General features: G+C 62.3%; 26 protein-coding genes. 2 read left to right on the forward strand and 24 right to left on the reverse strand.

The window, feature by feature from the left end; genetic code table 11:
- Positions 1-23 precede the first annotated feature (23 nt).
- The 20 genes from pdxJ to LPA37_RS07710 form a co-directional block, all read right to left on the reverse strand.
- Positions 24-788 (reverse strand): pyridoxine 5'-phosphate synthase, encoded by a 765-nt coding sequence (gene pdxJ / locus LPA37_RS07615; protein ID WP_228975536.1) that lies wholly within the window; start codon positions 786-788, stop codon positions 24-26.
- A complete protein-coding gene (gene recO / locus LPA37_RS07620) occupies positions 785-1678 on the reverse strand; it encodes a DNA repair protein RecO (protein WP_228975538.1) in 894 nt (297 codons plus the stop codon). Before recO ends, pdxJ begins: the two co-directional genes overlap by 4 nt.
- Entirely contained in the window at positions 1665-2564 is a 900-nt protein-coding gene (gene era, locus LPA37_RS07625) for a GTPase Era (protein ID WP_229012180.1), read from the reverse strand. Before era ends, recO begins: the two co-directional genes overlap by 14 nt.
- 67 nt (positions 2565-2631) lie before the next feature.
- Positions 2632-3783, reverse strand: a complete 1152-nt coding sequence (gene rnc, locus LPA37_RS07630; protein WP_228975542.1) for a ribonuclease III — start codon at positions 3781-3783, stop codon at positions 2632-2634.
- 153 nt (positions 3784-3936) lie between these two features.
- On the reverse strand, positions 3937-4830 hold the full coding sequence (gene lepB / locus LPA37_RS07635; protein WP_228975544.1) for a signal peptidase I: 894 nt from the start codon (positions 4828-4830) through the stop codon (positions 3937-3939).
- An 18-nt stretch (positions 4831-4848) separates the two neighbouring features.
- The gene (lepA, locus tag LPA37_RS07640; RefSeq protein ID WP_228975547.1) at positions 4849-6642 is read right to left on the reverse strand and encodes a translation elongation factor 4; all 1794 of its coding nucleotides are present in this window, start codon (positions 6640-6642) and stop codon (positions 4849-4851) included.
- A gap of 173 nt (positions 6643-6815) precedes the next feature.
- Complete coding sequence (locus tag LPA37_RS07645; RefSeq protein ID WP_228975549.1) at positions 6816-7088, reverse strand: glutaredoxin family protein; 273 nt, start codon at positions 7086-7088, stop codon at positions 6816-6818.
- Complete coding sequence (locus LPA37_RS07650) at positions 7085-8611, reverse strand: DegQ family serine endoprotease (RefSeq protein ID WP_228975551.1); 1527 nt, start codon at positions 8609-8611, stop codon at positions 7085-7087. Before LPA37_RS07650 ends, LPA37_RS07645 begins: the two co-directional genes overlap by 4 nt.
- 19 nt (positions 8612-8630) lie before the next feature.
- Positions 8631-9674 carry a MucB/RseB C-terminal domain-containing protein gene (locus LPA37_RS07655; protein ID WP_228975553.1) on the reverse strand — a complete coding sequence of 348 codons (1044 nt, stop codon included), beginning with the start codon at positions 9672-9674 and terminating at the stop codon, positions 8631-8633.
- Between the two features lie 3 nt (positions 9675-9677).
- Positions 9678-10292 (reverse strand): sigma-E factor negative regulatory protein, encoded by a 615-nt coding sequence (locus LPA37_RS07660; protein WP_228975703.1) that lies wholly within the window; start codon positions 10290-10292, stop codon positions 9678-9680.
- 81 nt (positions 10293-10373) lie between these two features.
- The gene (gene rpoE, locus LPA37_RS07665; protein ID WP_090529204.1) at positions 10374-10973 is read right to left on the reverse strand and encodes an RNA polymerase sigma factor RpoE; all 600 of its coding nucleotides are present in this window, start codon (positions 10971-10973) and stop codon (positions 10374-10376) included.
- 95 nt (positions 10974-11068) lie between these two features.
- A complete protein-coding gene (locus LPA37_RS07670) occupies positions 11069-11557 on the reverse strand; it encodes a hypothetical protein (protein ID WP_228975555.1) in 489 nt (162 codons plus the stop codon).
- 4 nt (positions 11558-11561) lie between these two features.
- Positions 11562-12800 (reverse strand): beta-ketoacyl-ACP synthase II, encoded by a 1239-nt coding sequence (fabF, locus tag LPA37_RS07675; RefSeq protein WP_229012181.1) that lies wholly within the window; start codon positions 12798-12800, stop codon positions 11562-11564.
- A 105-nt stretch (positions 12801-12905) separates the two neighbouring features.
- Positions 12906-13145, reverse strand: coding sequence for an acyl carrier protein (gene acpP / locus LPA37_RS07680; protein WP_014897657.1), 240 nt, complete (start codon positions 13143-13145; stop codon positions 12906-12908).
- A gap of 150 nt (positions 13146-13295) precedes the next feature.
- Complete coding sequence (gene fabG / locus LPA37_RS07685; protein ID WP_228975559.1) at positions 13296-14045, reverse strand: 3-oxoacyl-ACP reductase FabG; 750 nt, start codon at positions 14043-14045, stop codon at positions 13296-13298.
- Positions 14046-14144: 99 nt separating this feature from the next.
- Positions 14145-15077: an ACP S-malonyltransferase gene (gene fabD, locus LPA37_RS07690; protein WP_229012182.1), complete on the reverse strand. Its 933-nt coding sequence runs from the start codon at positions 15075-15077 to the stop codon at positions 14145-14147.
- A 100-nt stretch (positions 15078-15177) separates the two neighbouring features.
- Positions 15178-16167 carry a beta-ketoacyl-ACP synthase III gene (locus LPA37_RS07695; protein ID WP_228975562.1) on the reverse strand — a complete coding sequence of 330 codons (990 nt, stop codon included), beginning with the start codon at positions 16165-16167 and terminating at the stop codon, positions 15178-15180.
- Positions 16167-17297, reverse strand: a complete 1131-nt coding sequence (gene plsX / locus LPA37_RS07700) for a phosphate acyltransferase PlsX (RefSeq protein ID WP_228975564.1) — start codon at positions 17295-17297, stop codon at positions 16167-16169. The genes LPA37_RS07695 and plsX overlap by 1 nt, the downstream gene beginning before the upstream one ends.
- A 140-nt stretch (positions 17298-17437) precedes the next feature.
- Positions 17438-17617 carry a 50S ribosomal protein L32 gene (rpmF, locus tag LPA37_RS07705; protein WP_228975567.1) on the reverse strand — a complete coding sequence of 60 codons (180 nt, stop codon included), beginning with the start codon at positions 17615-17617 and terminating at the stop codon, positions 17438-17440.
- A gap of 105 nt (positions 17618-17722) precedes the next feature.
- The gene (locus LPA37_RS07710; protein ID WP_229012183.1) at positions 17723-18376 is read right to left on the reverse strand and encodes a DUF177 domain-containing protein; all 654 of its coding nucleotides are present in this window, start codon (positions 18374-18376) and stop codon (positions 17723-17725) included.
- Positions 18377-18601: 225 nt separating this feature from the next.
- On the opposite strand from LPA37_RS07710, the gene LPA37_RS07715 reads away from it, so the two are divergent.
- Together LPA37_RS07715 and LPA37_RS07720 are read left to right on the forward strand one after the other, a co-directional pair.
- Entirely contained in the window at positions 18602-19222 is a 621-nt protein-coding gene (locus LPA37_RS07715) for a Maf-like protein (protein WP_228975572.1), read from the forward strand.
- Positions 19219-19938, forward strand: coding sequence for an SAM-dependent methyltransferase (locus LPA37_RS07720; protein WP_228975573.1), 720 nt, complete (start codon positions 19219-19221; stop codon positions 19936-19938). Before LPA37_RS07715 ends, LPA37_RS07720 begins: the two co-directional genes overlap by 4 nt.
- A gap of 136 nt (positions 19939-20074) precedes the next feature.
- Here the strand turns inward: LPA37_RS07720 and LPA37_RS07725 are convergent, their stop codons facing one another.
- The 4 genes from LPA37_RS07725 to LPA37_RS07740 are packed head-to-tail and all read right to left on the reverse strand — an operon-like array spanning position 20075 to position 23173.
- Entirely contained in the window at positions 20075-21076 is a 1002-nt protein-coding gene (locus tag LPA37_RS07725; protein WP_228975575.1) for a S49 family peptidase, read from the reverse strand.
- 18 nt (positions 21077-21094) lie between these two features.
- The gene (locus LPA37_RS07730; RefSeq protein WP_229012184.1) at positions 21095-21487 is read right to left on the reverse strand and encodes a Rieske (2Fe-2S) protein; all 393 of its coding nucleotides are present in this window, start codon (positions 21485-21487) and stop codon (positions 21095-21097) included.
- Positions 21484-22143: an HAD-IA family hydrolase gene (locus tag LPA37_RS07735; RefSeq protein WP_090529180.1), complete on the reverse strand. Its 660-nt coding sequence runs from the start codon at positions 22141-22143 to the stop codon at positions 21484-21486. Before LPA37_RS07735 ends, LPA37_RS07730 begins: the two co-directional genes overlap by 4 nt.
- Complete coding sequence (locus LPA37_RS07740; RefSeq protein WP_229012185.1) at positions 22124-23173, reverse strand: RluA family pseudouridine synthase; 1050 nt, start codon at positions 23171-23173, stop codon at positions 22124-22126. The genes LPA37_RS07735 and LPA37_RS07740 overlap by 20 nt, the downstream gene beginning before the upstream one ends.
- Positions 23174-23236: the final 63 nt, after the last annotated feature.

Raw genomic sequence — 23236 nt, forward strand, 5'->3', positions numbered from 1 at the left:
CGCCGTTTCAGTTATCGAAGGAATCACGCGCTGGCGCCGAGACGCGCGGCGACCATGATCGCCTTCATCTCGCGCACTGCGTTGTCCCAGCCGGCGAAGATCGCATGCGCGACGATCGCGTGACCGATATTCAGTTCGACGATGCCCTCGATCGCCGCGATCTGCTGGACGTTCGTGTAATGCAGGCCATGACCCGCGTTGACCTTGATGCCGAGCGAGCGTCCGAACGCAACGCTACGCACGACGCGTTCGTATTCGCGCTGCTGCTCGCCCGCGTCGTGCGCGTCGGCGTAACGACCTGTGTGAAGCTCGATGACCGGCGCGCCGGCTTCATGCGCCGCGCGAATCTGCGTTTCGTCCGGATCGATGAAAAGCGACACGCGCGAACCCGCGTCCGCGAGTTGACGGCACGCCGCGCGCACGGCCTCGAACTGGCCGGCGACGTCGAGACCGCCTTCGGTCGTCAGTTCCGCGCGCTTTTCGGGCACGAGACAGACGTCATGCGGTTTCACTTCGCATGCGATGTCGAGCATTTCCTGCGTGACGGCGCATTCCAGATTCATCCGCGTTTTCAGGAGCGGGCGCAGCGTGCGCACGTCGGCGTCGACGATATGGCGGCGGTCTTCGCGCAGATGCAGCGTGATCGCATCGGCGCCGGCTTCCTCGGCCGCGAGCGCCGCGCGGATCGGGTCGGGATAGGAGGTGCCGCGCGCGTTACGCAGCGTGGCGACGTGATCGATGTTCACACCGAGGTCGATCACGCCAGGAGACGTCAGAAAGAAGCTCATAGGCTCTGCAGGTCGATCAATATCTGGCGCGTCGCGAGCGGCGTGCCGGCAAGGTAGGTATTGAGCAGGAAGCGCATCAGTGTCCTGCTCTGCGAGATTGTCTGAGGACGATGGTAATCGTCCTGCTCCATGTCGAGCAATGTCTGTCCGGCAATCACCGGCCATTGCGCGGGAAGCTCACCGGACGCTTCACGCACGCCGCGCTCCGGATCGAACACATAGCGTCCGTCCGCCACGACCGCGCGACGCGTGACGGTACGATCGAGCGCCATCGCATAGCCAGTTTCCCGCAGCAGCACGCGCTCGAACGAACGCAGCACCTGCACGGGCGGCTCGTCATGCGCGAGACGCGTCATCGTGACGACATAGTGATGGAACAGTTGCGGATGCGGATCTTCGCGTGCGCAGAATTTGACGAGCAGCTCGTTCACGTAGAAGCCGCACAGGAGCGCGTCACCCGCGAGCGGCAGCATGCCGCCGACCCACTCCGCGCCCGTCAACGTGCGCACTTCCGACTTGCCGGACCACGACAGCGCGAGTGGCTGGAACGTCTGCAGGACACCGCGCAGCGCCGAATGCGGACGCTTCGCGCCTTTCGCGACGAGCGCGAGACGGCCGTGATCGCGCGACAGCACGTCGACGATCAAGCTGGTTTCGCGATACGGATAGCTATGAAGGACAAATGCGGGCTGTTCGGCGACCCGGTAATCGGACGCCGACGCGCGCGAAGGACGGCGCGCGGGCGCCTTGCGCGCCTCGCCTTCGCCGCTGCTTTTCGCAGAAGAGGATTTGCGGGCCCGGGAAGGCGCTGGCGCCGGCGCAGCCGGTTCGCCGTCGTCGTCCGGATCGGCGCCGGGTTGCAACGTCACCCAGGCGTCATTCGTACCCATAGGCGCGAAGTCCGGCTTCGTTATCGGCCCAGCCGCTTTTCACCTTGATAAAGGTTTCGAGGTACACGGGGCCGTCGAAGAGCTTTTCCATGTCGAGACGCGCTTCGGTGCTGATCTGTTTCAGCTTCGCGCCTTTCTGGCCGATGATCATCGCCTTGTGCGTGTCGCGCTCGACCATGATCGTCGCGAAAATACGGCGCAGGCGCCCTTCCGTCTCGAATTTGTCGATCAGCACGGTGCTCGTGTACGGCAGTTCGTCGCCCGTCCAGCGGAAGACTTTTTCGCGCAGGATTTCCGCGGCAAGAAAACGCTCGCTGCGATCGGTCAGATCGTCTTCGCCGTAGATCGGCGAGCCTTCCGGCAGGAACGGCTTCACCGTCGACATCAGGCGCCTGATGTCGTCGGGGTTCTTCGCCGACAGCGGCACGATCTCGTTGAACTGGCGCAGCGCGCTCACCTGTTGCATGAAGGGATACAGACTGTCCTTGTCGGACACGCGGTCGAGCTTGTTCGCGATCAGCAGCGTGGGCACCGACGGCGGGATCAGGTCGAGCACCTTCTGGTCGTCCGGACCGAAACGGCCGGCTTCGATCACGAACAGGATGGCGTCGACGGATGTCAGCGTCGAGGTGACCGCGCGATTGAGCGAACGGTTCAGCGCGCCGCTGTGCTTCGTCTGGAAACCCGGCGTATCGACGAAGATGTACTGCGCGTCTTCGAGCGTGTGAATGCCGGTGATGCGATGGCGCGTGGTCTGCGCCTTGCGCGACGTGATGCTGACTTTCTGGCCGACAAGCGCGTTCATCAGCGTCGATTTGCCGACGTTCGGGCGGCCGACGATCGCGACCATGCCGCAACGAAAACCAGGGGGATTGGGAGCGTTCATATTCGGGCTACAGCAGGTTCGGGTGGACGCGCGGCAGGGGTACGACCCGTGCGGCGCGCTGGATGCATCAATGGCCGGCGTCGGCGGCGCGCGTTTGCACCGCGCCTGCTACACCGGGTTCGAGTTCGGCTTCGTCCGGTGTGCCGGCAACGCCCGACGCCGGTTCGCGGCTGCGAAGCGTGAGCTTGTCGGTGGCGATGCGACTGACGTCGGCTTTGTCGGTGGCTTTGTCGGTAACTTTATCGCTGCGATCGACTTTGTCCTGCGACTGCGCGGGCTCGCTGTATTCGACATGAGCGGCGCGAATCACGGCAAGCGGCAGCGAGGGTGGCACGCTCGCGGGTTCGTTCGCGGCGCTCGCGCCGTCTGGCACGGTCTGTGCCGCTCGTGCTTCGCCACGCCCGGCGCGCTCCGACGATTTTCGATGATCCGGCGCGCGTAGATCCAGCGCGGTCTGCACGCCCGCGACGCCCGGCACGATCTCCGGCTCCGCGCGCTTCGCAGCACGGGCGCCCTTCGAGCGCTTCGGTTTCGTGACCAGCGCGGGCGCGGCTGCCATGACTTCGTCGAGCGCCTTCTTGGCCGCGGCCTGCTCGGCCGCGCGACGGCTGGCGCCCGAGCCCGACACCTTCACATCCAGCTTCGGCACCGTGCATTCGACTTCGAACTGCTGATTGTGCGCCGCACCATGTGTCGCGACAACCGTATAGGTCGGCAACGCGATCTTGTGACCCTGCAGGTATTCCTGAAGCAACGTCTTGGAGTCTTTGCCGAGCGTGCGCGGATCGATGTGGTCGAGAATCGGCACATACAGACGTTTGATGACTGTCTGCGCGGCGTCGAAACCGCCGTCGAGGAAAACCGCGCCCAGCACGGCTTCCAGTGTATCCGCAAGAATCGACGGGCGACGGAAACCGCCGCTGCGCAACTCGCCCTCGCCGAGACGCAATCCTTCGGAAATATTCAGGGCCTGAGCAATTTCATACAGCGACTGCTGCTTGACCAGATTGGCGCGGACGCGCGACAGATCGCCTTCGTCCAGCTTGCTGAAACGTTGGAACAATAGCGCGGCCACCGCGCAATTCAGAACGGAGTCGCCGAGAAACTCGAGCCGTTCATTATGCGTAGCACTGTGACTGCGGTGAGTTAAAGCCTGACGCAACAATTCCGCATTGCGAAATTCGTAGCGCAAACGGCTTTCCAACGGAGATAGGGGCATGTGCAGAGTATAACGCGGGCGCCTGCCCCGGCGAAGACGCGGGACGGCCGACGAAAAAGCGTGGTGAAGCGACGTTACCGCACGTTCTTAAAGTAGCGTGCTAACACGCCGCGCGCTGTGCGCGGCGTGCGATGCGGCCCGGTTGCCACGCGATCAGTTGAAGGAACCGATGCGCTTGAGACTGCTGAAGTTCATCCAGACGAAGAACGCGCGACCGACGATGTTCTTGTCCGGCGCGAAACCCCAGTAGCGGCTGTCCGCACTGTTATCGCGGTTGTCGCCCATCATGAAATAGTTGCCTGGCGGTACCTTGCAGATCACGCCCTGCGCGTTATACGTGCAGTTGTCGCGATATGGGTAATCTTCCGCGCCGACGATGAACGGCGGAACCGCCGGATTGTTCAGGATCGCGTTCTTGCGTCCGTCGAGATCTTCTTCGAACTGCTTCGCGTAGCCAATGCGCTCTTCGTCGAAGTAATCCGGCAGCGCCGTTTCAGGCACCGGCTTGCCGTTGATCGTGAGCTTCTTGTCCTGATACGCGACGACATCGCCCGGCAAACCGATCACACGTTTGATGTAGTCGACCGATTCGTCTTTCGGATAGCGGAACACGACGACGTCGCCGCGTTCGAGCGGACGGCCCTGCGTGATTTTCGTGTTGATAATCGGCAGACGAAGACCGTAATCGTACTTGTTGACGAGGATGAAGTCGCCGACGACCAGCGTAGGCACCATCGAACCCGACGGAATCTTGAACGGCTCGACGACGAACGAGCGTACGACGAATACGACGAGAATCACCGGGAAAAAGCTCGCCGAATATTCGAGCCACCAGGGCTGGCGCAACTTTTCGTCACGCAGACGCGCACGCGTTTGCGGCGCGTTTTCATCGGCGAAACGCTCGCCAACACGCGCCTGCTGGCGGTCGAACTCGGCGACCGCAGCGTCGGCGGCGCGGCGCCTTCGCGGGATGAAAACCAGTTTGTCTGCGACCCAGGCGATGCCCGTTACGACGACGAGCACAAAAAGAATCAGCGCAAAATTCATGGGGTTCCGTTTCTTCTCTTATTTGTCTTCGACACGCAGGATTGCGAGGAAAGCCTCTTGCGGGATTTCCACCGACCCGACCTGCTTCATCCGTTTCTTGCCTGCTTTCTGCTTTTCCAGCAACTTCTTCTTGCGTGAGATATCGCCGCCATAGCACTTCGCCAGCACGTTCTTGCGCAACGCCTTGATGTTCTCACGCGCGATGATGTTCGCACCGATCGTTGCCTGAATGGCCACGTCATACATCTGACGCGGAATCAGCTCGCGCATCTTGGCCGCGACTTCACGGCCACGGTACTGGCTCTGCGAACGGTGAACGATCACCGACAGCGCATCGACCTTGTCGCCGTTGATCAGCATGTCGACCTTTACCACGTCTGCCGCGCGATATTCCTTGAACTCGTAGTCCATCGACGCATAACCGCGCGACGTCGACTTCAACCGGTCGAAGAAGTCGAGCACGATCTCGCCCATCGGAATTTCGTACGTCAGCTGAACCTGACGACCGTGATACTGCATGTTGATCTGGTTGCCGCGCTTGTTGGTACAGAGCGTGATGACCGAACCGACATATTCCTGCGGCATGTACAGGTTGACCGTGACGATCGGCTCGCGTACTTCCTCGATCCTCGACGGGTCCGGCATTTTCGCCGGATTCTCGACCATGATGACCGTGCCGTCGCGCTGCAGGACTTCGTACACGACGGTCGGCGCCGTGGTGATGAGGTCCATGTCGAACTCGCGCTCGAGCCGTTCCTGGACGATCTCCATGTGCAAGAGGCCAAGGAAGCCGCAACGGAAGCCGAAGCCCAGTGCCTGCGACACCTCCGGCTCGTACTGCAGCGAAGCGTCGTTCAGCTTCAGCTTTTCGAGCGATTCGCGCAGGGCGTCGTACTGGTTCGCCTCGACCGGATAGAGGCCGGCAAACACCTGCGGCTTCACTTCCTTGAAGCCCGGCAGCGGTTCAGCCGCTGGACGGTTCACGAGCGTGACGGTGTCGCCCACCTTCGCGGCTGGCAACTCCTTGATGCCCGCGATGATGAAGCCCACCTGCCCCGCCGACAGCACCTCGAGATTCTTCGACTTCGGCGTGAACACGCCGATGTGCTCGACCGGATACTGCGCGCCGGTCGCCATCATGCGGATGCGGTCCTTCGGGCGCAGCGTGCCGTTCACAATGCGCACCAGCATCACCACGCCGACGTAGTTGTCGAACCACGAATCGATGATCAGCGCCTGCAGCGGCGCCGCGGTGTCGCCCCTCGGCGGCGGCACTTTCGCGATCAGCGCTTCGAGCACGTCTTCGACGCCGAGACCGGTCTTCGCGCTGCAACGCGTGGCGTCGGTCGCGTCGATGCCGATTACGTCCTCGATTTCCTCGATCGCGCTTTCCGGGTTCGCCGCGGGCAGATCGATCTTGTTCAGCACAGGCACGACTTCGACGCCGAGCTCGATCGCCGTATAGCAGTTCGCGACCGTTTGCGCCTCGACGCCCTGACTGGCGTCGACGACGAGCAGCGCGCCTTCACACGCCGACAGCGAGCGGCTGACTTCATATGAGAAATCGACGTGCCCCGGCGTGTCGATCATGTTGAGGTTGTACACCTTGCCGTCGCGTGCGCGATAGGAGAGCGCCGCCGTCTGCGCCTTGATGGTGATGCCGCGCTCACGCTCGAGATCCATCGAGTCGAGCACCTGCGATTCCATTTCGCGGTCGGAGAGACCGCCACACAGCTGGATGATGCGATCGGCGAGCGTCGACTTGCCATGGTCGATGTGCGCAATGATCGAGAAATTACGAATATGATCCATTCAGTACCGATCAAGCAAAAAAGGCGCGCTCGGACGATTGCGGAGCACGCCTTGTAAGTAGGTGAAAAACCGGACTATTTTAGCCGAAAAGGCCTTCGCCCGGCGCTTTTTGCGGGACGGCCAGCCAGGTGGCCAGGGTGTGTGCATGCGCGTGCGGAGCTCGCGGGTCCCTTTCACTGCGCGGAGCGGTCAGGCGTGACGCGCGCCATGAGCGCGGCACGGACGCGCGCTTCGTCGAAATGATAGTGGCACAGTTCGACGCCATCGCAGATCAGAACAGGGACGTGCTCATTGTAACGGGCTTCGAGCACCGGGTCGGCATCGATGTCGATCACGTCGACATGCGTGCCGAACTCGGCCAGCAAAGGCTCGAGCGCTGCATGCATGTCGTCGCACAGATGGCACCACGTGCGCCCGTAGAGCGTCAGCGGTGCCGCCATCGTCACTTCTGCGCCGGCGCCGAACGCGGACGGATCGGCACGAACTGCGTATTGTCGCCGCGGCGCACGAGCAGCGCCGTCATCTTTTGCGGGTCGAGATGCGACGTGGCGTCTTCGAACTCCTTCGCGTTCGAGACGTCGGTATCGCCGACACGCAGAATGATGTCCCCCTTCTGCAACCCGACTCGCGCGGCTGGGCCCTCCGCCGCGTCGATCTGCACGCCTCCGCGCAGTTTCAATGCTTTCAGCTGATCGGAAGGAATATCACTGACCGCGAGACCCAGCGCGTTCGTGGCGCGCTGCTTCGGCGGCGGCGTTTTCTTCGTATCGGCCTTCGCGGTCTTGTCCGGCTGCATCTCCGCGATCGTGACCGGCAGGTCGCGCGTCTTGCCCTTGCGCCAGATCGTGATGGTTGCCTGCGTACCCGGCTTCGTGTCACCGACCATCCGTGGCAGATCCGTCGCGGTATCGACCGGATGACCATTGAACTTCAGGATGATGTCGCCCGGTTGCACACCCGCCTTGTCCGCGGGACCGCCCGGCTCGACGCTGCTCACAAGCGCACCCTGCGCCCTCGGCAAGCCGAGCGAATCGGCCACGTCCTTCGTCACCTCGCCGATCGCGACGGCGATGCGGCCACGCGTCACCTTGCCGGTCGTCTTCAGCTGGTCGGCCACGCGGATCGCTTCGTCGATTGGAATCGCGAAGGAAATGCCCATGAAGCCGCCCGTACGGCTGTAAATCTGCGAATTGATGCCGATCACCTCGCCCTGCATGTTGATCAGCGGGCCGCCCGAGTTGCCCGGATTCACCGCGACATCAGTCTGGATAAACGGCAGATAGTCGCCCGTATCACGGCCCTTCGCGCTCACGATACCGGCGGTGACCGTGTTTTCGAGCCCAAACGGCGAGCCGATCGCGACGACCCATTCACCCACGCGCACCTTGTTCGAATCGCCAATCGTGACGGCCGGCAGGTTCGCGGCATTGATCTTCACAACCGCAACGTCCGTGCGATCGTCGACACCGATGAGCTTCGCCTTGAACTCGCGCTTGTCGGTAAGTGTGACGTAGATCGTGTCGGCATCGTCGACGACGTGCGCATTCGTCATCACGTAACCGTCAGCTGACAGGATGAAGCCCGAGCCGACGCCACTGTTCTGTTCGGTATCGCCACCGCCACCGCTGTCGGGCGTGTCCTGCTGGCCCTGGTTGCCACCACTACCGCCTCCACCACCGCGGGGCTGTGTATCAGGCGATTGCGGCGATTGCGGCATCGGAATACCGAAGAAGCGCCGGAAGAACTCTGACATGTCGCCATCGTCCATGCCCGGTGGCAGACCTCGCGTCGAACTCGACACGCGCGAGGTCGTGCGGATGTTCACGACGGCGGGCCCAACCTTGTCAACGAGGTCGGTAAAGTCGGGAAGACTGGCTGCAGGCGCCGCCAGCGCCGTGTGCGGCACGAGCGGCAGACACACTGCCACCACCGCGGCTGCAAGGAAATTGCGCACCGAGAAGTTCGTCATAAGGTCTTGAGCCGGAGGATTACTTTGTAGCCTTGTATTCTATGGCAGACGCAAATTGCTGCAACGTGGCCTGGGGCACTTCCCCGAGCAAGGTAATCCAGAAATCGCCGTGGCGCTTCACGAGCACATGCGTTGCACCACTACTGCCCGACCCCTCCTTGCGCGTGTTCTTTTCGACAGGTTCGACGAAGATCGAAATGGCCGCGAGACCGTCCGAAAACACCGCCTGATCGACCGGAATGGTCGGATCGCCAGCGTCGCGCGCGGCCATCGGGCGGCGCAACTCACGAATCTTGCGGAAACCCGGAACAGTCGGCGACATCTGCCAGCCTTGCGCTTCCATGTCGACTGGTTCGATTGGCGGATGCACCACCGTCCACCCGGCCGTGTTGTGAATGCCGTTGACGATTGCAGCCTTGTCGACCGGCACGCCGATGCGGATCTGCGAAAACGACAGCTGTTCGAGCACCTGACCAGCCGGATCAAGCGTCTGCGCACGCAGCAGCAGCCCGGTTTTCGTGTCGGCCCACAGTTTGTAGGCGTAGCGGTACGCGTCCTTCGGATCGAGTTCGATTACCTGGCTGTCGATTCCGGCCACGCGATCGGCGCCAAGCAGCTTCGGTTCATAGACCGACAGCACCTGATCGACCGGCGCGGACAGGAGCGCGGGGAACGAATCCTTGTTCTGACGCTTTTCGACGACGCACAGATGACGTTCGGGCACGAACGTATAGAGGTCGTCGTTATGGCGCAGCATCTTGCGCGGCTTGCCGTCGAGGCTTTCCAGCTGCTCGTATTCGCCGTCGTTGCGCGTCGCGTAATGCGAGATGCGCGACGACTGCACGAACGAACCGCGCTGATAGACGAACGCACCCTCGTAATTCTGCTGCTGCGCAGCCTGATGGATGCGATTGAGCCACTCGGCCGCCGTGCGATGGTCGGTCGCCGGATCCTGGGATTGTGCGAAAACGCGGGATGTTACGGAAAGCAGTACGGCTGCACAGAACAGAAATGCCGGCAGCCGCCCCCAGTTTGTCGTTTTATTGAACTGCGGAGTCTGCATCAACTATTGGTCCTGCGAGGTCACGGCAGCGGCAGCACGGATCAGCGGCATCGAGCCCGGAACGACCGGCTGCTGGGCGAACTGCTGGTGGGCTTCCAGATACTGGTCAAGATTGGCGTCACGGATGATGTTCACATCCTGCATGGCCGGCTGCACGTTCGCGACCGGCACCGAGGCCATCGCCACACGCTGCATGGAAGATACCGAAGCCATCTGCGCGCCACCGGACGTACCGACACCTTGCAGTTGCGGAACGACGATCCACGTGAGCGTTGCCGCGGCGGCGGCTACTGCAAACGTCGGCAAAACCCGCCGGCGCAGCGCCAGCAAACGTTGCGCGACTGGCATCGGCGCAGGCGCGAGCACGTGCGCTTCCGATTCGAAGCGTGCCGCAAAACCCGCCATGAACGCCTGACTGGCAGCCGGACTGACGGCCAGATCGTCGGAACGCAATGCGTCGCCGATCAGGTGGTAATCCGCCCACATCCCACGGTCTTCACGATTCAGATCCGCGATAAATTTGTTCAGATGCTCTTCGCCGGACAGCTCTCCGTCGACAAAAGCGGACAGACGCTCGCCTCGCGAGCTTGCTTGCGATTGCATCGAGACCGACCCCATGATGCTCCCCATCTTGCTGACACTCATAGTGACACCACCTAACCCAGATACTGCGCCCTTGCCCGTCCGGCTAGCTGGCTATTACCAGCGCTTGCCCTCGGGTGTGTCAAGCAACGGACGCAATTTTGCCGCAATGGCTTCGCGAGCGCGAAAAATTCGCGATCTGACGGTACCGATAGGGCATCCCATCATCTCAGCGATTTCTTCGTAACTCAAACCTTCAATTTCACGAAGAGTAATGGCAGTGCGCAGCTCTTCCGGTAAAACCGCCATTGCAGCATTGACCGTCTCGGCGATCTGCTTGCTCATCAACATCGACTCAGGCGTGTTGATATCCCTTAGTTGGTCGGCATCCGAGAAAGTTTCAGCTTCTTCAGCATCCGCTTCGGTCGACGTCGGCGCGCGCCGGCTCTGGGTCGCAAGGTAGTTCTTTGCCGTGTTCACCGCAATACGGTACAACCACGTATAAAACGCGGATTCGCCCCGAAACTGGGGAAGTGCCCGATATGCCTTGATAAAGGCATCCTGGGCCACGTCCTCGACCTCGGCGGGGTCCCGCACGAGGCGCGAGATCAGCCGGATGATCTTGCGGTGGTATTTGGTGACCAGAAGCTCGAACGCGGCCTTGTCGCCCTTCTGGACGCGCTCGACCAGCACCTGATCAATTTCTTTTTCGCTCACCTGATAAATCCGTTAGCTATAGGGTGCATGGCGGGGCACCATTGTAGCGTCCCCATCATCGCGTCACGTTACGCCGGTAACAGTGGTTACAGTCTTTATAGTGAAGTTGGGGAGCCGCGCCGGCCAAGGACCGACAGTTCGAGGAAGACGCTGGCCGGAACTGCGTCGGCCGCAATAAACAACGGTTTGAGGGGCCCGGTCTCCCCGGCAATCGCAAGAATGAGGAGCCGGTTGCTCCACTGCGAACAGCCGGTTATCCGGGCCTGAACGGGTGTTGCATCGCGCTCGTTCCATAACCACAGACCATTTGCCCCGATTCTCAACCATCGCGGCTGGGTACGCTCCCAACCGCGTGCGCTGGCCGCGAGCAGAATGAAAACGGTGAAAACCAGAGGTAGCGCCGGCCCGGCGCCAGGACGCGGCGCGAGGCAGGTGAACATGGCCGAGGTCGCGATCATGACGAAAATCGCGATCGCCCAGCGCACCGCCGGGGAACGCCGCAGCGCGATGCGCCGGTGCGATCCGTCTGACGGCGCCGATCCGGCAAGATACGCCGGACCGGCTGTCTCAACGTGAACCGTCAAGCCGTCAGGCGCGCTTGAAGACCAGCGTGCCGTTCGTGCCGCCGAACCCGAAAGAGTTCTTCAGCGCGACGTCGATCTTCATTTCCCGCGCGGTGTTCGCGCAGTAATCGAGATCGCAGGCCGGGTCCTGGTTAAAGATGTTGATGGTCGGCGGCGAGATCTGATGATGCACGGCCAGCACGGTAAACACCGATTCGAGCCCGCCCGCGCCGCCGAGCAGATGCCCGGTCATCGACTTGGTGGAATTGACGACCATGTTCTTCGCGTGATCGCCGAAGGCGCGCTTGATGCCGGTTGTCTCAGCCAGATCGCCCAAAGGCGTCGAAGTACCGTGCGCGTTCAGGTAGGTCACCTGATCCGCGTTGATACCCGCGTTCTTCATCGCAGCCAGCATGCAGCGGCGTGCGCCGTCGCCATCCTCGAGCGGTGCGGTCATGTGGTACGCGTCGCCGCTCATGCCGTAACCGGACACTTCCGCGTAAATCTTCGCGCCACGTGCCTTGGCGTGTTCGTACTCTTCCAGCACCATCACGCCCGCACCCTCACCCAGCACGAAACCATCGCGGTCCTTGTCCCACGGACGGCTTGCCGTCGCGGGATCGTCGTTACGCTGCGACAGCGCGCGCGCCGCCGCAAAGCCGCCGACACCGAGCGGCGATACCGTCGATTCCGCGCCGCCTGCGATCATCACGTCGCAGTCGCCGTATTCGATCAGGCGCGAGGCTTCGCCGATGCAGTGCAGGCCGGTCGTACAGGCCGTGACGATCGCGAGGTTCGGGCCTTTAAGGCCGAACTTGATCGACAGATGGCCGGAGATCATGTTGATGATCGACGCCGGCACGAAGAACGGCGAAATCCGGCGCGGACCGCGATTCAGCAGTTCGGTCTGCGTGATTTCGATCATCGGCAGGCCGCCGATACCCGAACCCACGACCACGCCGACGCGTTCCGCGTTTTCCCCGGTGATTTCGAGGCCGCTGTCGTGCATCGCCTGAATGCCGGCAGCGACGCCGTAATGGATGAACGTATCCATGTGGCGCGCTTCCTTACCGGGGATGTAGTCCTCGATATTGAAGCCCTTGACCTCGCCGGCGAAGCGGGTCGAGAAGTTCGATGCGTCGAACTTCGTGATGTCGGCAATGCCGGATTTGCCGGCGACCAGATTGGCCCAGCCGTCGGCAACATTATTGCCAACAGGCGAAATCAGCCCCAGGCCTGTAACAACAACTCGACGACGGCTCACGGTAACCTCGTTTTCATAAATGACAAAAGCAAAAGCCACAGCGGCCACAGGAACATGCCCTGTGAGCCCTGTGGCTGTTAACCTGGCAAAATCGTCCGAATGACCTTAGGCCTTGACGTTTGCGCGGGCGTAGTCGATCGCTTGCTGGACGGTCGTGATTTTCTCGGCTTCTTCATCCGGAATTTCCATGCCGAATTCGTCTTCGAGGGCCATCACGAGTTCGACCGTGTCGAGCGAGTCAGCGCCGAGGTCGTTCACGAACGATGCTTCGGTCTTGATTTCTGCTTCGGCAACGCCCAGTTGTTCTGCGACGATCTTCTTGACGCGCTGTTCGATATTGTCCATTACCCCTCCAAGGGAAATAAGTTCAAAAATGCAGGTGCGCGCATTTTATCAGGTTTGACACGCTAAAAAAGCGGCGCGCACGGTTGCTGACCCACCACCCACGGCACGTTTACCCGAAAGGTATAAGCCGGTGATGAAAAACGAAAACTTTTACGACATATACATGCCGCCATTCACGTGCAGCGTCGTGCCCGTGATGTAGCCAGCATGCGGTGAAGCCAGAAACACGACGGCGTGCGCGATATCTTCCGGGCTGCCCAGACGGCCAAGCGGAATCTGCGTTTTAAGCGCGGTTTGCTGCTCTTCGGGCAGGGATTTCGTCATGTCGGTATCGATGAAACCTGGCGCCACGCAATTGACCGTGATGTTGCGGCTGCCGATTTCGCGCGCGAGCGCCCGCGTCATGCCCGCGACACCGGCCTTGGCCGCCGCGTAGTTCACCTGCCCCGGATTGCCCGCCGAGCCGACCACCGACGTGATGTTGATGATCCGGCCGCCGCGCGCCTTCATCATCGGACGCAGCACGGCGCGCGACAGACGGAAAACCGACTTGAGATTGGTGTCGACCACCGAATCCCATTCGTCGTCTTTCATGCGCATGGCCAACTGGTCCTGCGTGATGCCGGCATTGTTCACGAGTACGTTGAGCGCGCCGAATTCCTTCACCGTGCCGTCGATCAGCGCTTCCGCAGCCGCTGCGTCGTTCACGTCCAGCACGGCGCCGCGGCCGTTCACGCCTTCGGCCCTGAATGCTTCGGTGATCGCGGCCGCCCCCGCTTCGCTCGTGGCCGTGCCGATCACGGTCGCACCCTGGCGCGCCAGTTCAAGCGCGATCGCCCGGCCGATGCCGCGCGAAGCGCCCGTCACAACAGCGATCTGCTTGTCGAGAGTCTTTTCCATCTTGATGTCCGGATTGCCCGTGAAAGTCCGGGCTGAAATAATCGTTGAATCTGCTGCCGGGGCAGCAGACTTGCGCCCGCTACCCACCGCAAAGGCGAATTACGCCGTCGCGAGCTTGAGCGCTTCGTCGAGCGATGCCGGATCGACGATCGATGCGCCGACGAGGTTGCCGTCGATGCGCTTCGTCAGCCCCGCCAGCACCTTGCCCGGCCCGCATTCGATGACGTGCGTGACGCCCTGACCCGCCATTGCCTGCACGCACTCCACCCAGCGCACCGCCCCGGCGGCCTGGCGCACGAGCGCGTCCTTGATGCCGGCCGGTTCGGCCACGATGGCAACGTCAACGTTATTGATGACAGGAATCGCCGGCACCTGAATGTCCACGTCCGCCAGATACGCACGCAACTGGTCCGACGCCGGCTTCAGCAGCGACGAGTGGAACGGCGCGGAAACCGGCAACGGCAGCGCGCGCTTCGCGCCCTTCGCCTTCGCGACTTCACATGCCTTTTCGACGGCCGCCTTGTGACCCGCGATGACGACCTGCGACGGCGCGTTGAAATTCACCGCCTCGACAACGCCTGCCGACGACGCTTCGGCGCAAACCGCACGCACCGTATCGTCATCGAGACCAAGAATCGCGGCCATGCCGCCCTGGCCGACCGGCACCGCCGTCTGCATTGCCTGCGCGCGAAAGCGCACGAGCGGAACCGCATCGCGGAATGCGAGCGCGCCGGCCGCAACCAGAGCGGTGTATTCGCCGAGGCTGTGCCCCGCGACGATCGCCGGCGCCGGGCCACCGGCCGCCTGCCACGCGCGATAGATCGCATAGGCGGCGGTCAGCATGACCGGCTGGGTATTGGTAGTGAGATTCAGATCGTCGGCCGGGCCTTCGGCAATCAGCTTGCCGAGATCCTGACCGAGCGCGTCGGAGGCTTCCTGAACCGTCTCGCGCACGATGGCGTGATCGGCGAATGCATTGAGCATGCCGACCGACTGCGAGCCCTGACCAGGAAAAACGAACGCAAATATCATATCGTCCTCAAATTCAATGAGAAGTGGAGCCGCGCACGCGACATCGCCATGAGACAGGGCAACCGGCAGCGAAATGTCGCGCTGGCCGCAAGCCTGTCGATCAATAGCGGATGACCGATGCGCCCCACGTAAAGCCGCCGCCCACGCCTTCGATCAGGACGTTCTGACCGCGCTTGATGCGCCCGTCGCGAACCGCGACGTCGAACGCGAGCGGAATCGATGCCGCCGACGTGTTGCCGTGCTCGCCGACGGTGACCACCATCCGCTCCTGCGGAAGACCGAGCTTGCGACACGTGCTTTGCATGATGCGGATGTTGGCCTGATGCGGAATCAGCCAGTCGATCTGCTCAGGCGCGAGGTTGGCCTTGGCGAGCGCTTCGATCGCAACCTTCTCCAGCACGTTGACGGCGAGTTTGAACACCGCCGGGCCGTCCATGTGCAGGAACGCGCTGCCCGCCACCACGCCGCCGTTCACGTTCCCCGGCGTGCACAGAATCTTCGCGTGGCTGCCATCGGCATGCAGCGCGCTCGCGAGTACGCCCGGTTCTTCGGACGCTTGCAGGATGACTGCGCCGGCGCCGTCGCCAAACAGCACGCACGTGGTCCGGTCGTTGAAATCGAGAATGCGCGAAAACGTCTCGGCGCCGATCACCAGCGCCGTACGATGCTGCCCGCTGCGAATGAAACTGTCGGCGATGGCAACTGCGTACGCGAAGCCGGAACACACGGCCTGCACGTCGAACGCCGCGCCGTTATTTTTGATACCGAGCTTGTTCTGCAACAGACACGCCGTGCTCGGAAAAACGAAATCCGGAGTGGACGTAGCGACAATGACGAGATCGATGGACTGCGGGTCGATGTCGGCCGCTTCGATCGCGCGTTGTGAAGCGATCAGCGCGAGGTCGCTCGTGGTGACATCAGGTTCTGCGAAATGGCGGGCATGAATACCCGTGCGCGCGACGATCCACTCGTCGCTTGTCTCGACACCCTGTTTCGCGAGACGTTCAGCCAGATCCTGATTCGTGACGCGTCGGGGCGGCAGATAGCTGCCGGTGCCCAGCACGCGGGAATAAATAGTCGATTGAGCCATTATGCCTTCGAGGATTGCGCAGCGTAGGGATCGGCTGGCTGGCCCGCGACCGGGCTGGCCTGACCCGCGCCGCCTGTCTCCGGATTCACTCCGGGGGCTGCCCCACGCGCTGCCTGTTCGAGAGGACCCGCATTCTCTTCCATCGCGGATGCAAGGCGTTCGAGCACGCCATTTTTGACGGCATCATACCCGCGTTTGATCGCCCACTCAAACGCGTAGGCATCGGCCGAACCGTGGCTCTTGATCACGAGACTGCGCAACCCGAGCAACGCCGCACCATTGTATTGCCGGTGGTCGACGCGCTTCTTGAAACGCATCAATACCGGCAATGCGAGAAAGGCCATCAGCTTCGTGAGCCACGAACGGCCGAACTCTTCCTTGATGATATCGGAAAGCATCTGTGCGAGCCCTTCTGACGTCTTCAGCGCGACATTGCCGACGAAGCCATCGCAGACGATGACGTCGACGGTACCTTTATAGATATCGTCGCCTTCGACATTGCCGCGGAAGTTGAGCGTGCTTGCACGCAGCAGTTCGCCGGCGCGCTTGATCGTCTCGTTGCCCTTGATGACTTCTTCACCGATGTTGAGCAGGCCGATGGTGGGCCGCTCCTTGCCTTCGAGCGCGGACACGAGCGCGTGCCCCATCTCGGCGAACTGCAGCAGATGCTGCGGCTCGCAATCGACATTGGCGCCAAGGTCCAGCATCATCGTGTAGCCGGTGCGGTTCGGCAGGGCGAACGCGATCGCCGGGCGCTCGATGCCCGGGAGCGTTTTCAGCACGTAACGGGAAACCGCCATCAGCGCGCCTGTGTTGCCGGCGGAGATGAAGGCCTGCGCTTCGCCTTCCTTGACCCGGTTCAGCGCAACGCGCATCGACGAGTCTTTCTTTTTGCGCAGGGCGACTTCGACCGGATCGTCCATGGCGACGATCTCGGTGGCCGCGACGACCGTCAGCGCCGGCTCGTCCAGCGCTTTCAACTTCTTCAGCTGGGCCCGGATCGCGGTTTCGATGCCGACAAGCATCAGGTGCACGTCGGGATGCGAACGAACGAAGTTGACAGCTGCGGGAACGGTCACGGACGGGCCGTGGTCGCCTCCCATGCAATCGATCGTGAGCTTTACAGTCATGGAATGCGACGAATTTCAGGCACAAAAAAGCGGCAGTTGAATGCCGCCTTTTTGTCGAGCCGGGAAAATGTCAAGCGAGCTGATCGCCACGCGACACGCCATTGAACGCAACCGCGGAAGACGCGACGAGTCGGGAACGATTAGTCGTTCTTCGTCTTGACGACTTTCTTGCCGCGATAGTAGCCGTTCGGGCTAACGTGGTGACGCAGATGCACTTCACCCGTGCTCGGTTCGACAGCCAGCGGTGCTGCGACGAGAAAATCGTGCGAGCGGTGCATGCCGCGCTTCGACGGCGACTTCTTGTTTTGTTGAACTGCCATGATAACTCCTAAAAATTTTCCGAATTCTAACACAGCCCGACAAGGCAATCGGCAGTGGCCGACTGGCCAATACGCCGAAATACCATCGCGCTCCCATGCAACCGTTCAGTGCTTTTCGCCGCCCGGACCGCCCCGCTTGAGCCCTTCGAGCGCCGCAAATGGATTCGGCCGTCCGGGTTCGCCACCCTCGCCAGCTTCGTCCCGCGCTGCCTCTTCGCCCTCGCCATCCGCACCGCTTACGCCCGAGACGAGACTTTCGTGAACCTCGGGGCAAACATCGTGCTTCGGCACCAGCGGCAGCGAAAGCAGCAATTCCTCTTCGATCAACCCGACGAGATCGAACTGGCGTGAGCCCACGATCACCTCGACTTCATCCTCATCCAGCGGGAATTCTTCCGCTTCTTCCTCGGTGTTGACTACCCGGTATATCGCGTCGACGTTGAACGCCTGCTCATACGGGGCCAGACAACGCTGACACACCAGCCACGCCGAACCGTGAAGCGCGAGCCGCAGATAAGGCTGCGGACCCTCGGTGCCGTCGTCCTGCAATTCGGGCTGGGTCGACCCTTCCGCCTGCCAGGTGAACGCGGTATCGCGCTCTGGCGCCTCGGCCGGGACTTCGTTTAACATGCGCGGCAGTTGCGAGACGCGCACCACACCCGCAGCCTGCCGGCCGCTTCGCGCGAATTCGAACAGGTCGAGTTCGCGCGGATCGAGAACGGCAGCGGGACCTGCAGGTTTGCCAGGATGTTCAGTCATGTGCGCTCCTGCGTGGATGGCCTTTCGGCCGGGATGATCCGGCATGCTCGGGGCGTTGCCTGTTGCCATATGTCATATGTCATATGCGATGCGCAACAGGTGCGCGCGCAAATAACATAGCGATGAAAAGCCCAAAATCATATCCGTTTTGTCTTTTCGAGTCAAACACTTAAGTCCGCATCCCGAAACCGGTTTGCGGTCCGTCTTTACTGCCTTTGGTCGACCATGCCAGCTCCCCCGAATCGCCCGCCCCGCCTGATTCTCGCATCGAGTTCGCGGTATCGCCGCGAACTGCTCGAGCGCCTGCGGATTCCGTTCGACGTCGTCGTGCCGGACATCGACGAGACGCCGCTCGCGGGCGAAAGCCCCGAAACCACCGCGTTGCGGCTCGCCGAAGCCAAGGCGCGCGCCGTCGCCGGATCCAGTGCGGCAGCCGCATCGCGTACGCTTGTTATCGGCTCCGATCAGGTCGCAACTTACGACGGCCTGCAGATCGGCAAACCCGGCACGCACGCAAAAGCGCTGGCGCAACTGCAGGCCATGCGCGGTCGCGAAGTGCTGTTTCATAGTGCGCTTTGCCTCTTCGACAGCGGATCGGGCCAGGCGCAAACCGTCGATGTCGTCACGCACGTGCGCTTTCGCAACCTGCCGGACGCCGGTCTCGAGGCGTATCTCCTTGCCGAAAAGCCCTATGACGTCGCGGGCAGCGCAAAATCGGAAGGGCTTGGCATTGCGCTTCTCGAAGCAATCGATTCAGACGACCCCACAGCGCTGATCGGCCTCCCGCTGATTGCACTCACGGGCATGCTGCTGGCGGCTGGTTACCCACTTTTTGGTGCACGATGAGCGGCGTTCTCTACCTGATCCCCAATACACTCGGCGAAGGCGACGCGGACGCGCTCGCCGCCGTACTGCCCGCACCGGTTCGCGCACAGGCCGCCGCGCTGCACTATTACATCGGCGAAAACGCGAAGACGACACGAGCGTTCCTGAAGAAAGTCGGCACCGACCGGCCGATTCAGGAAATCGAGATTCGCGAGCTGAACGTGAATACGCCGGCCGGAGAGGTCGAAAAGCTGCTGGCGCCGATTCTTGCCGGAACGGATGCCGGGCTTGTTTCGGAAGCCGGTTGCCCGGCCGTTGCCGATCCTGGCGCGTTGCTCGTACGGCGTGCGCATGAGCGCGGCGTCAAGGTCGTGCCGCTCGTCGGGCCAAGTTCGATCCTGCTGGCGTTGATGGCATCGGGTCTGAACGGCCAGAGCTTTGCGTTTCACGGCTATCTGCCGGTCGACGCAGCGGAGCGCGCGAAGCGTCTGCGCGAACTCGAACAACAGTCGCGCAAGGCGAAGCAGACCCAGATTTTTATCGAGACGCCTTACCGCAACCGCGCACTGGTGGATACGCTGATCGCAACCTGCGCGCCTTCGACGCTCGTCTGCGTCGCGGTCGATTTGACGCTGCCGGAAGAAACCATCGCGAGCCGCTCCGTGGCGGACTGGAAAAAAGCACCGGCCATCGATCTGCACAAGCGACCGGCGATTTTCCTGCTACTGGCGGTCTAGGCGAAGCATCAAGGCGATAACGGCCGCCCGGTCCAGCCCGGTGCCGGCGTGGTACCCGCCGGGTTCCCCTGCCGCGCTGTATGAACAAGCCTGCGGAGTGCGTCAAACCGGTCAACGGCCACTCAGCCACTCATGGTCAATGCAGGCTGAACTTCCCGCCAGCAATCATCGCGTGCACGCCGGCCGCGCCCACTGCCGCGCCGAATTTTCTCGCAACGCGGTCGGTGATGCTTTCCTTCACCGTGTAATCGACGATGTCCGGCGCCTTGATGATCTCGCGCGCGACGTAATCGGTGTCGCCGAGCGCGTCCGCGAGGCCCAGTTCGATGCTCTGCTGGCCGGTCCAGAAGAGACCCGAGAAGATATCCGGCGTCTCATGCAGCCGCTTGCCGCGGCCCTGACGCACGGCATCGATGAACTGCGCGTGGATCTGGTCGAGCATCTCCTGCGCGTGGGCGTCCATCTTCGGCGTTTCCGGCGAGAACGGATCGAAAAAGCCCTTGTTCTCACCCGACGTATGCAGCCGGCGCTGCACGCCGAGCTTGTCCATCAGGCCCGTGAAGCCGAACCCGTCCATCAGCACGCCGATCGAACCGACGATGCTGGCCTTGTCGACATAGATTTTATCGGCGGCAGCCGCGACGTAATAACCACCCGACGCGCACATGTCGTCGACCACGACATAAAGCGGAATCGACGGATATTTGCCCCGCAAACGCCGGATCTCGCGATTGATGATGCCCGCCTGCACCGGACTGCCGCCCGGACTGTTGATGCGCAGGATCACGCCGGCCGTGCCGTCGTCGTCGAACGCGCTCTCGAGCGCGGTATCGATATCGTCCGCGTTTGCGTTGGTGTCGGACGAAATCTCGCCGTCCAGCGTGACGAGCGCCGTGTGGCGCCCGGTCGTCGATACGCGTTCGCCGCTAAAGTCGAACACGCCCCAGACCAGCAGCGCGAGAACACCCAGAAACACGAAGCGGAAAAAGATCTTCCAGCGCCGGGCCGCGCGCTGTTCGGTGATCGCGGCAAGCGCGATGCGTTCGAGCGCCGCGCGCTCCCAGCCCGGCTCCGGTTCAGGCAGGCGGCGGTCCGAACCGGCGGGTTCAATGGGATCAGGATTTTGATTATCGGCCATGCGTCGCAGAATGAAGGATCAAGGGGTGACCGGACGCAATTCGTCGTCCGGAAGCCAGAACACGGCGCGGCCTTCAGGCGTGTCGCGTTCGTCGACCTCGACGGGACGCAGCCTGCCGCCACGGCACGGACCGCCGACACACCGACCGGTGTCCGGCGCATAAATCGCACCGTGCGTAGCGCACATCAAGTATAAACCCGACGATTCGAAGAACTGGCCCTCGGACCAGTCGAGCTCCATCGCCACATGCGCGCAGCGGTTCAGGTACCCATAGGCGCGGCCATCGTAACGCACGAAGAATACAACCGCCTCCCCACCGCCATACGTCGCGGCGTGGCGCACGCCGGCGCCGCCGTCCACCAGCTCACTGGAAGCGCAGATCCAGACCGGCTCGTGAGTCGCGCCGCTCATGCGTTCTCGCGCAACCAGGATGACAGCGACCCCACGCTGTCCGCGACGAATTTCGGCGTCAGCGCCGTCAGCGAAGTGGCCGGATGCGCGCCGTAGCCCACGCCGACGCCCGCCACGCCGGCATTGATCGCCATCTGCAGATCGTGCGTCGTATCGCCGATCATCACCGTGCGCACGGGATCCTGCCCCAGTTCGCGTGTGAGTTCATGCAGCATTGCCGGATGCGGCTTGGAGAACGTTTCGTCGGCGCAGCGCGTGCCGTCGAAGAGGCTCGTCAGGCTGCTCTGGTCGAGTGCGCGGTTCAGTCCTACGCGGCTCTTGCCCGTCGCGACGGCCAGCAGATAACCCGTGTCCCGCAATTCCTGAAGCATCTCGCGCACCCCCGCGAAAAGCTCGGTGGTCTGATCCTTGACCAGATAGTGAAAGCGGTAGCGCTCGGCAAGACGCGGGTAGTCAGCCGGATCGAGCGTCGGCGCGGCGATCTGAAGCGCATCGCGCAGGCCAAGACCGATCACATAGCTCGCGGCCTCGTCAGCGGGCACGGGCAGACCGAGGTCGCGACACGCCGCCTGGATGCTGCGCGCGATGTGCACGGTCGAATCCATCAATGTGCCGTCCCAGTCGAATACGATCAGGTCAAATTGCTCTCGGGCCATGCGGGTTCGTCTCGTTTTGGGGTTGATCACGTAATGCGGTGAGCTGGGCGACGAAGCGCCGGCATTCGGCCGGCAGCGGCGCGTCGAACTGCAGGACGTCGCCGGTGGCCGGATGTCTGAGCTTGAGCCGGTACGCGTGCAGGAACATGCGCTTTAACCCCGGATTCGCGTTCGCGCGCGCCAGCGCCTTGTTCAATGCGAAGTCGCCGTATTTGGCGTCGCCGACGATCGGCAGCTCCAGATGCTGCAGGTGAACGCGAATCTGGTGCGTGCGACCCGTCTTCAACTCCGCTTCGACAAGCGCGTACGACGGCCAGCGATCGATCAGGTTGAACACCGTATGCGACGGCAGGCCGTCCGGCTGCACCCGCACGCGCCGCTCGCCTTCGGGGGTCAGATACTTGTGCAGCGGCTCTTTCACTGTACGCCGGCGCCCCCAGTCGCTCGCCCACTCGCCGTGGACGCACGCATAGTACCGCTTGTCCATCTGGTTCTCGCGGATCTGTTCGTGCAGACCGACCAATGCCGCCCTTTTTTTGGCCAGCATCAACACGCCCGATGTCTCGCGATCGAGACGATGCACCAGTTCCAGGAATTTTGCCTGTGGACGCGCGTGCCGCATCTGCTCGATCACGCCGAACGCAACACCGCTTCCGCCATGCACGGCGACGCCGGCGGGCTTGTCGATCACGAGCATGTGATCGTCTTCGAAGAGGATCTTGAAATCCGCCGACGGCACCGGCGCGTGCGCGGCAGATTCGGTGCCCTGCGCGATCCGGATGGGTGGCACACGGACCAGATCGCCCAGTTGCAGACGATACTGCGCATCGACCCGCCCCTTGTTCACGCGTACTTCGCCGCTGCGCAGGATACGGTAGACATGGCTTTTGGGCACGCCCTTACAGACACGCAACAGGAAGTTGTCGATGCGCTGACCGGCCGCGCCGTCGTCGATCTCGATCATCGAGACCTGGTCGCCTGCGACCGCGCTATTGAGCGATTTCTGGGATATTTTGCCTAACTCTTTCATTATGAATATAATTTGCCCAGCAGTCTGCAAGACCGGCACATTGGACCGGTGCATTCAACCGGT

It is taken from the genome of Paraburkholderia gardini (assembly GCF_907164545.1).
Lineage (GTDB): Bacteria > Pseudomonadota > Gammaproteobacteria > Burkholderiales > Burkholderiaceae > Paraburkholderia > Paraburkholderia gardini.

Bases quoted from the DNA above. Each gene is read 5' to 3' on its own strand.
- pdxJ (WP_228975536.1), bottom strand. From the start codon at position 788: ATGAGCTTCTTTCTGACGTCTCCTGGCGTGATCGACCTCGGTGTGAAC.
- recO (WP_228975538.1), bottom strand. From the start codon at position 1,678: ATGGGTACGAATGACGCCTGGGTGACGTTGCAACCCGGCGCCGATCCG.
- era (WP_229012180.1), bottom strand. From the start codon at position 2,564: ATGAACGCTCCCAATCCCCCTGGTTTTCGTTGCGGCATGGTCGCGATC.
- rnc (WP_228975542.1), bottom strand. From the start codon at position 3,783: ATGCCCCTATCTCCGTTGGAAAGCCGTTTGCGCTACGAATTTCGCAAT.
- lepB (WP_228975544.1), bottom strand. From the start codon at position 4,830: ATGAATTTTGCGCTGATTCTTTTTGTGCTCGTCGTCGTAACGGGCATC.
- lepA (WP_228975547.1), bottom strand. From the start codon at position 6,642: ATGGATCATATTCGTAATTTCTCGATCATTGCGCACATCGACCATGGC.
- LPA37_RS07650 (WP_228975551.1), bottom strand. From the start codon at position 8,611: ATGACGAACTTCTCGGTGCGCAATTTCCTTGCAGCCGCGGTGGTGGCA.
- LPA37_RS07655 (WP_228975553.1), bottom strand. From the start codon at position 9,674: ATGCAGACTCCGCAGTTCAATAAAACGACAAACTGGGGGCGGCTGCCG.
- LPA37_RS07660 (WP_228975703.1), bottom strand. From the start codon at position 10,292: ATGGGGTCGGTCTCGATGCAATCGCAAGCAAGCTCGCGAGGCGAGCGT.
- acpP (WP_014897657.1), bottom strand. From the start codon at position 13,145: ATGGACAATATCGAACAGCGCGTCAAGAAGATCGTCGCAGAACAACTG.
- fabG (WP_228975559.1), bottom strand. From the start codon at position 14,045: ATGGAAAAGACTCTCGACAAGCAGATCGCTGTTGTGACGGGCGCTTCG.
- fabD (WP_229012182.1), bottom strand. From the start codon at position 15,077: ATGATATTTGCGTTCGTTTTTCCTGGTCAGGGCTCGCAGTCGGTCGGC.
- LPA37_RS07695 (WP_228975562.1), bottom strand. From the start codon at position 16,167: ATGGCTCAATCGACTATTTATTCCCGCGTGCTGGGCACCGGCAGCTAT.
- plsX (WP_228975564.1), bottom strand. From the start codon at position 17,297: ATGACTGTAAAGCTCACGATCGATTGCATGGGAGGCGACCACGGCCCG.
- rpmF (WP_228975567.1), bottom strand. From the start codon at position 17,617: ATGGCAGTTCAACAAAACAAGAAGTCGCCGTCGAAGCGCGGCATGCAC.
- LPA37_RS07710 (WP_229012183.1), bottom strand. From the start codon at position 18,376: ATGACTGAACATCCTGGCAAACCTGCAGGTCCCGCTGCCGTTCTCGAT.
- LPA37_RS07715 (WP_228975572.1), top strand. From the start codon at position 18,602: ATGCCAGCTCCCCCGAATCGCCCGCCCCGCCTGATTCTCGCATCGAGT.
- LPA37_RS07720 (WP_228975573.1), top strand. From the start codon at position 19,219: ATGAGCGGCGTTCTCTACCTGATCCCCAATACACTCGGCGAAGGCGAC.
- LPA37_RS07725 (WP_228975575.1), bottom strand. From the start codon at position 21,076: ATGGCCGATAATCAAAATCCTGATCCCATTGAACCCGCCGGTTCGGAC.
- LPA37_RS07730 (WP_229012184.1), bottom strand. From the start codon at position 21,487: ATGAGCGGCGCGACTCACGAGCCGGTCTGGATCTGCGCTTCCAGTGAG.
- LPA37_RS07735 (WP_090529180.1), bottom strand. From the start codon at position 22,143: ATGGCCCGAGAGCAATTTGACCTGATCGTATTCGACTGGGACGGCACA.
- LPA37_RS07740 (WP_229012185.1), bottom strand. From the start codon at position 23,173: ATGAAAGAGTTAGGCAAAATATCCCAGAAATCGCTCAATAGCGCGGTC.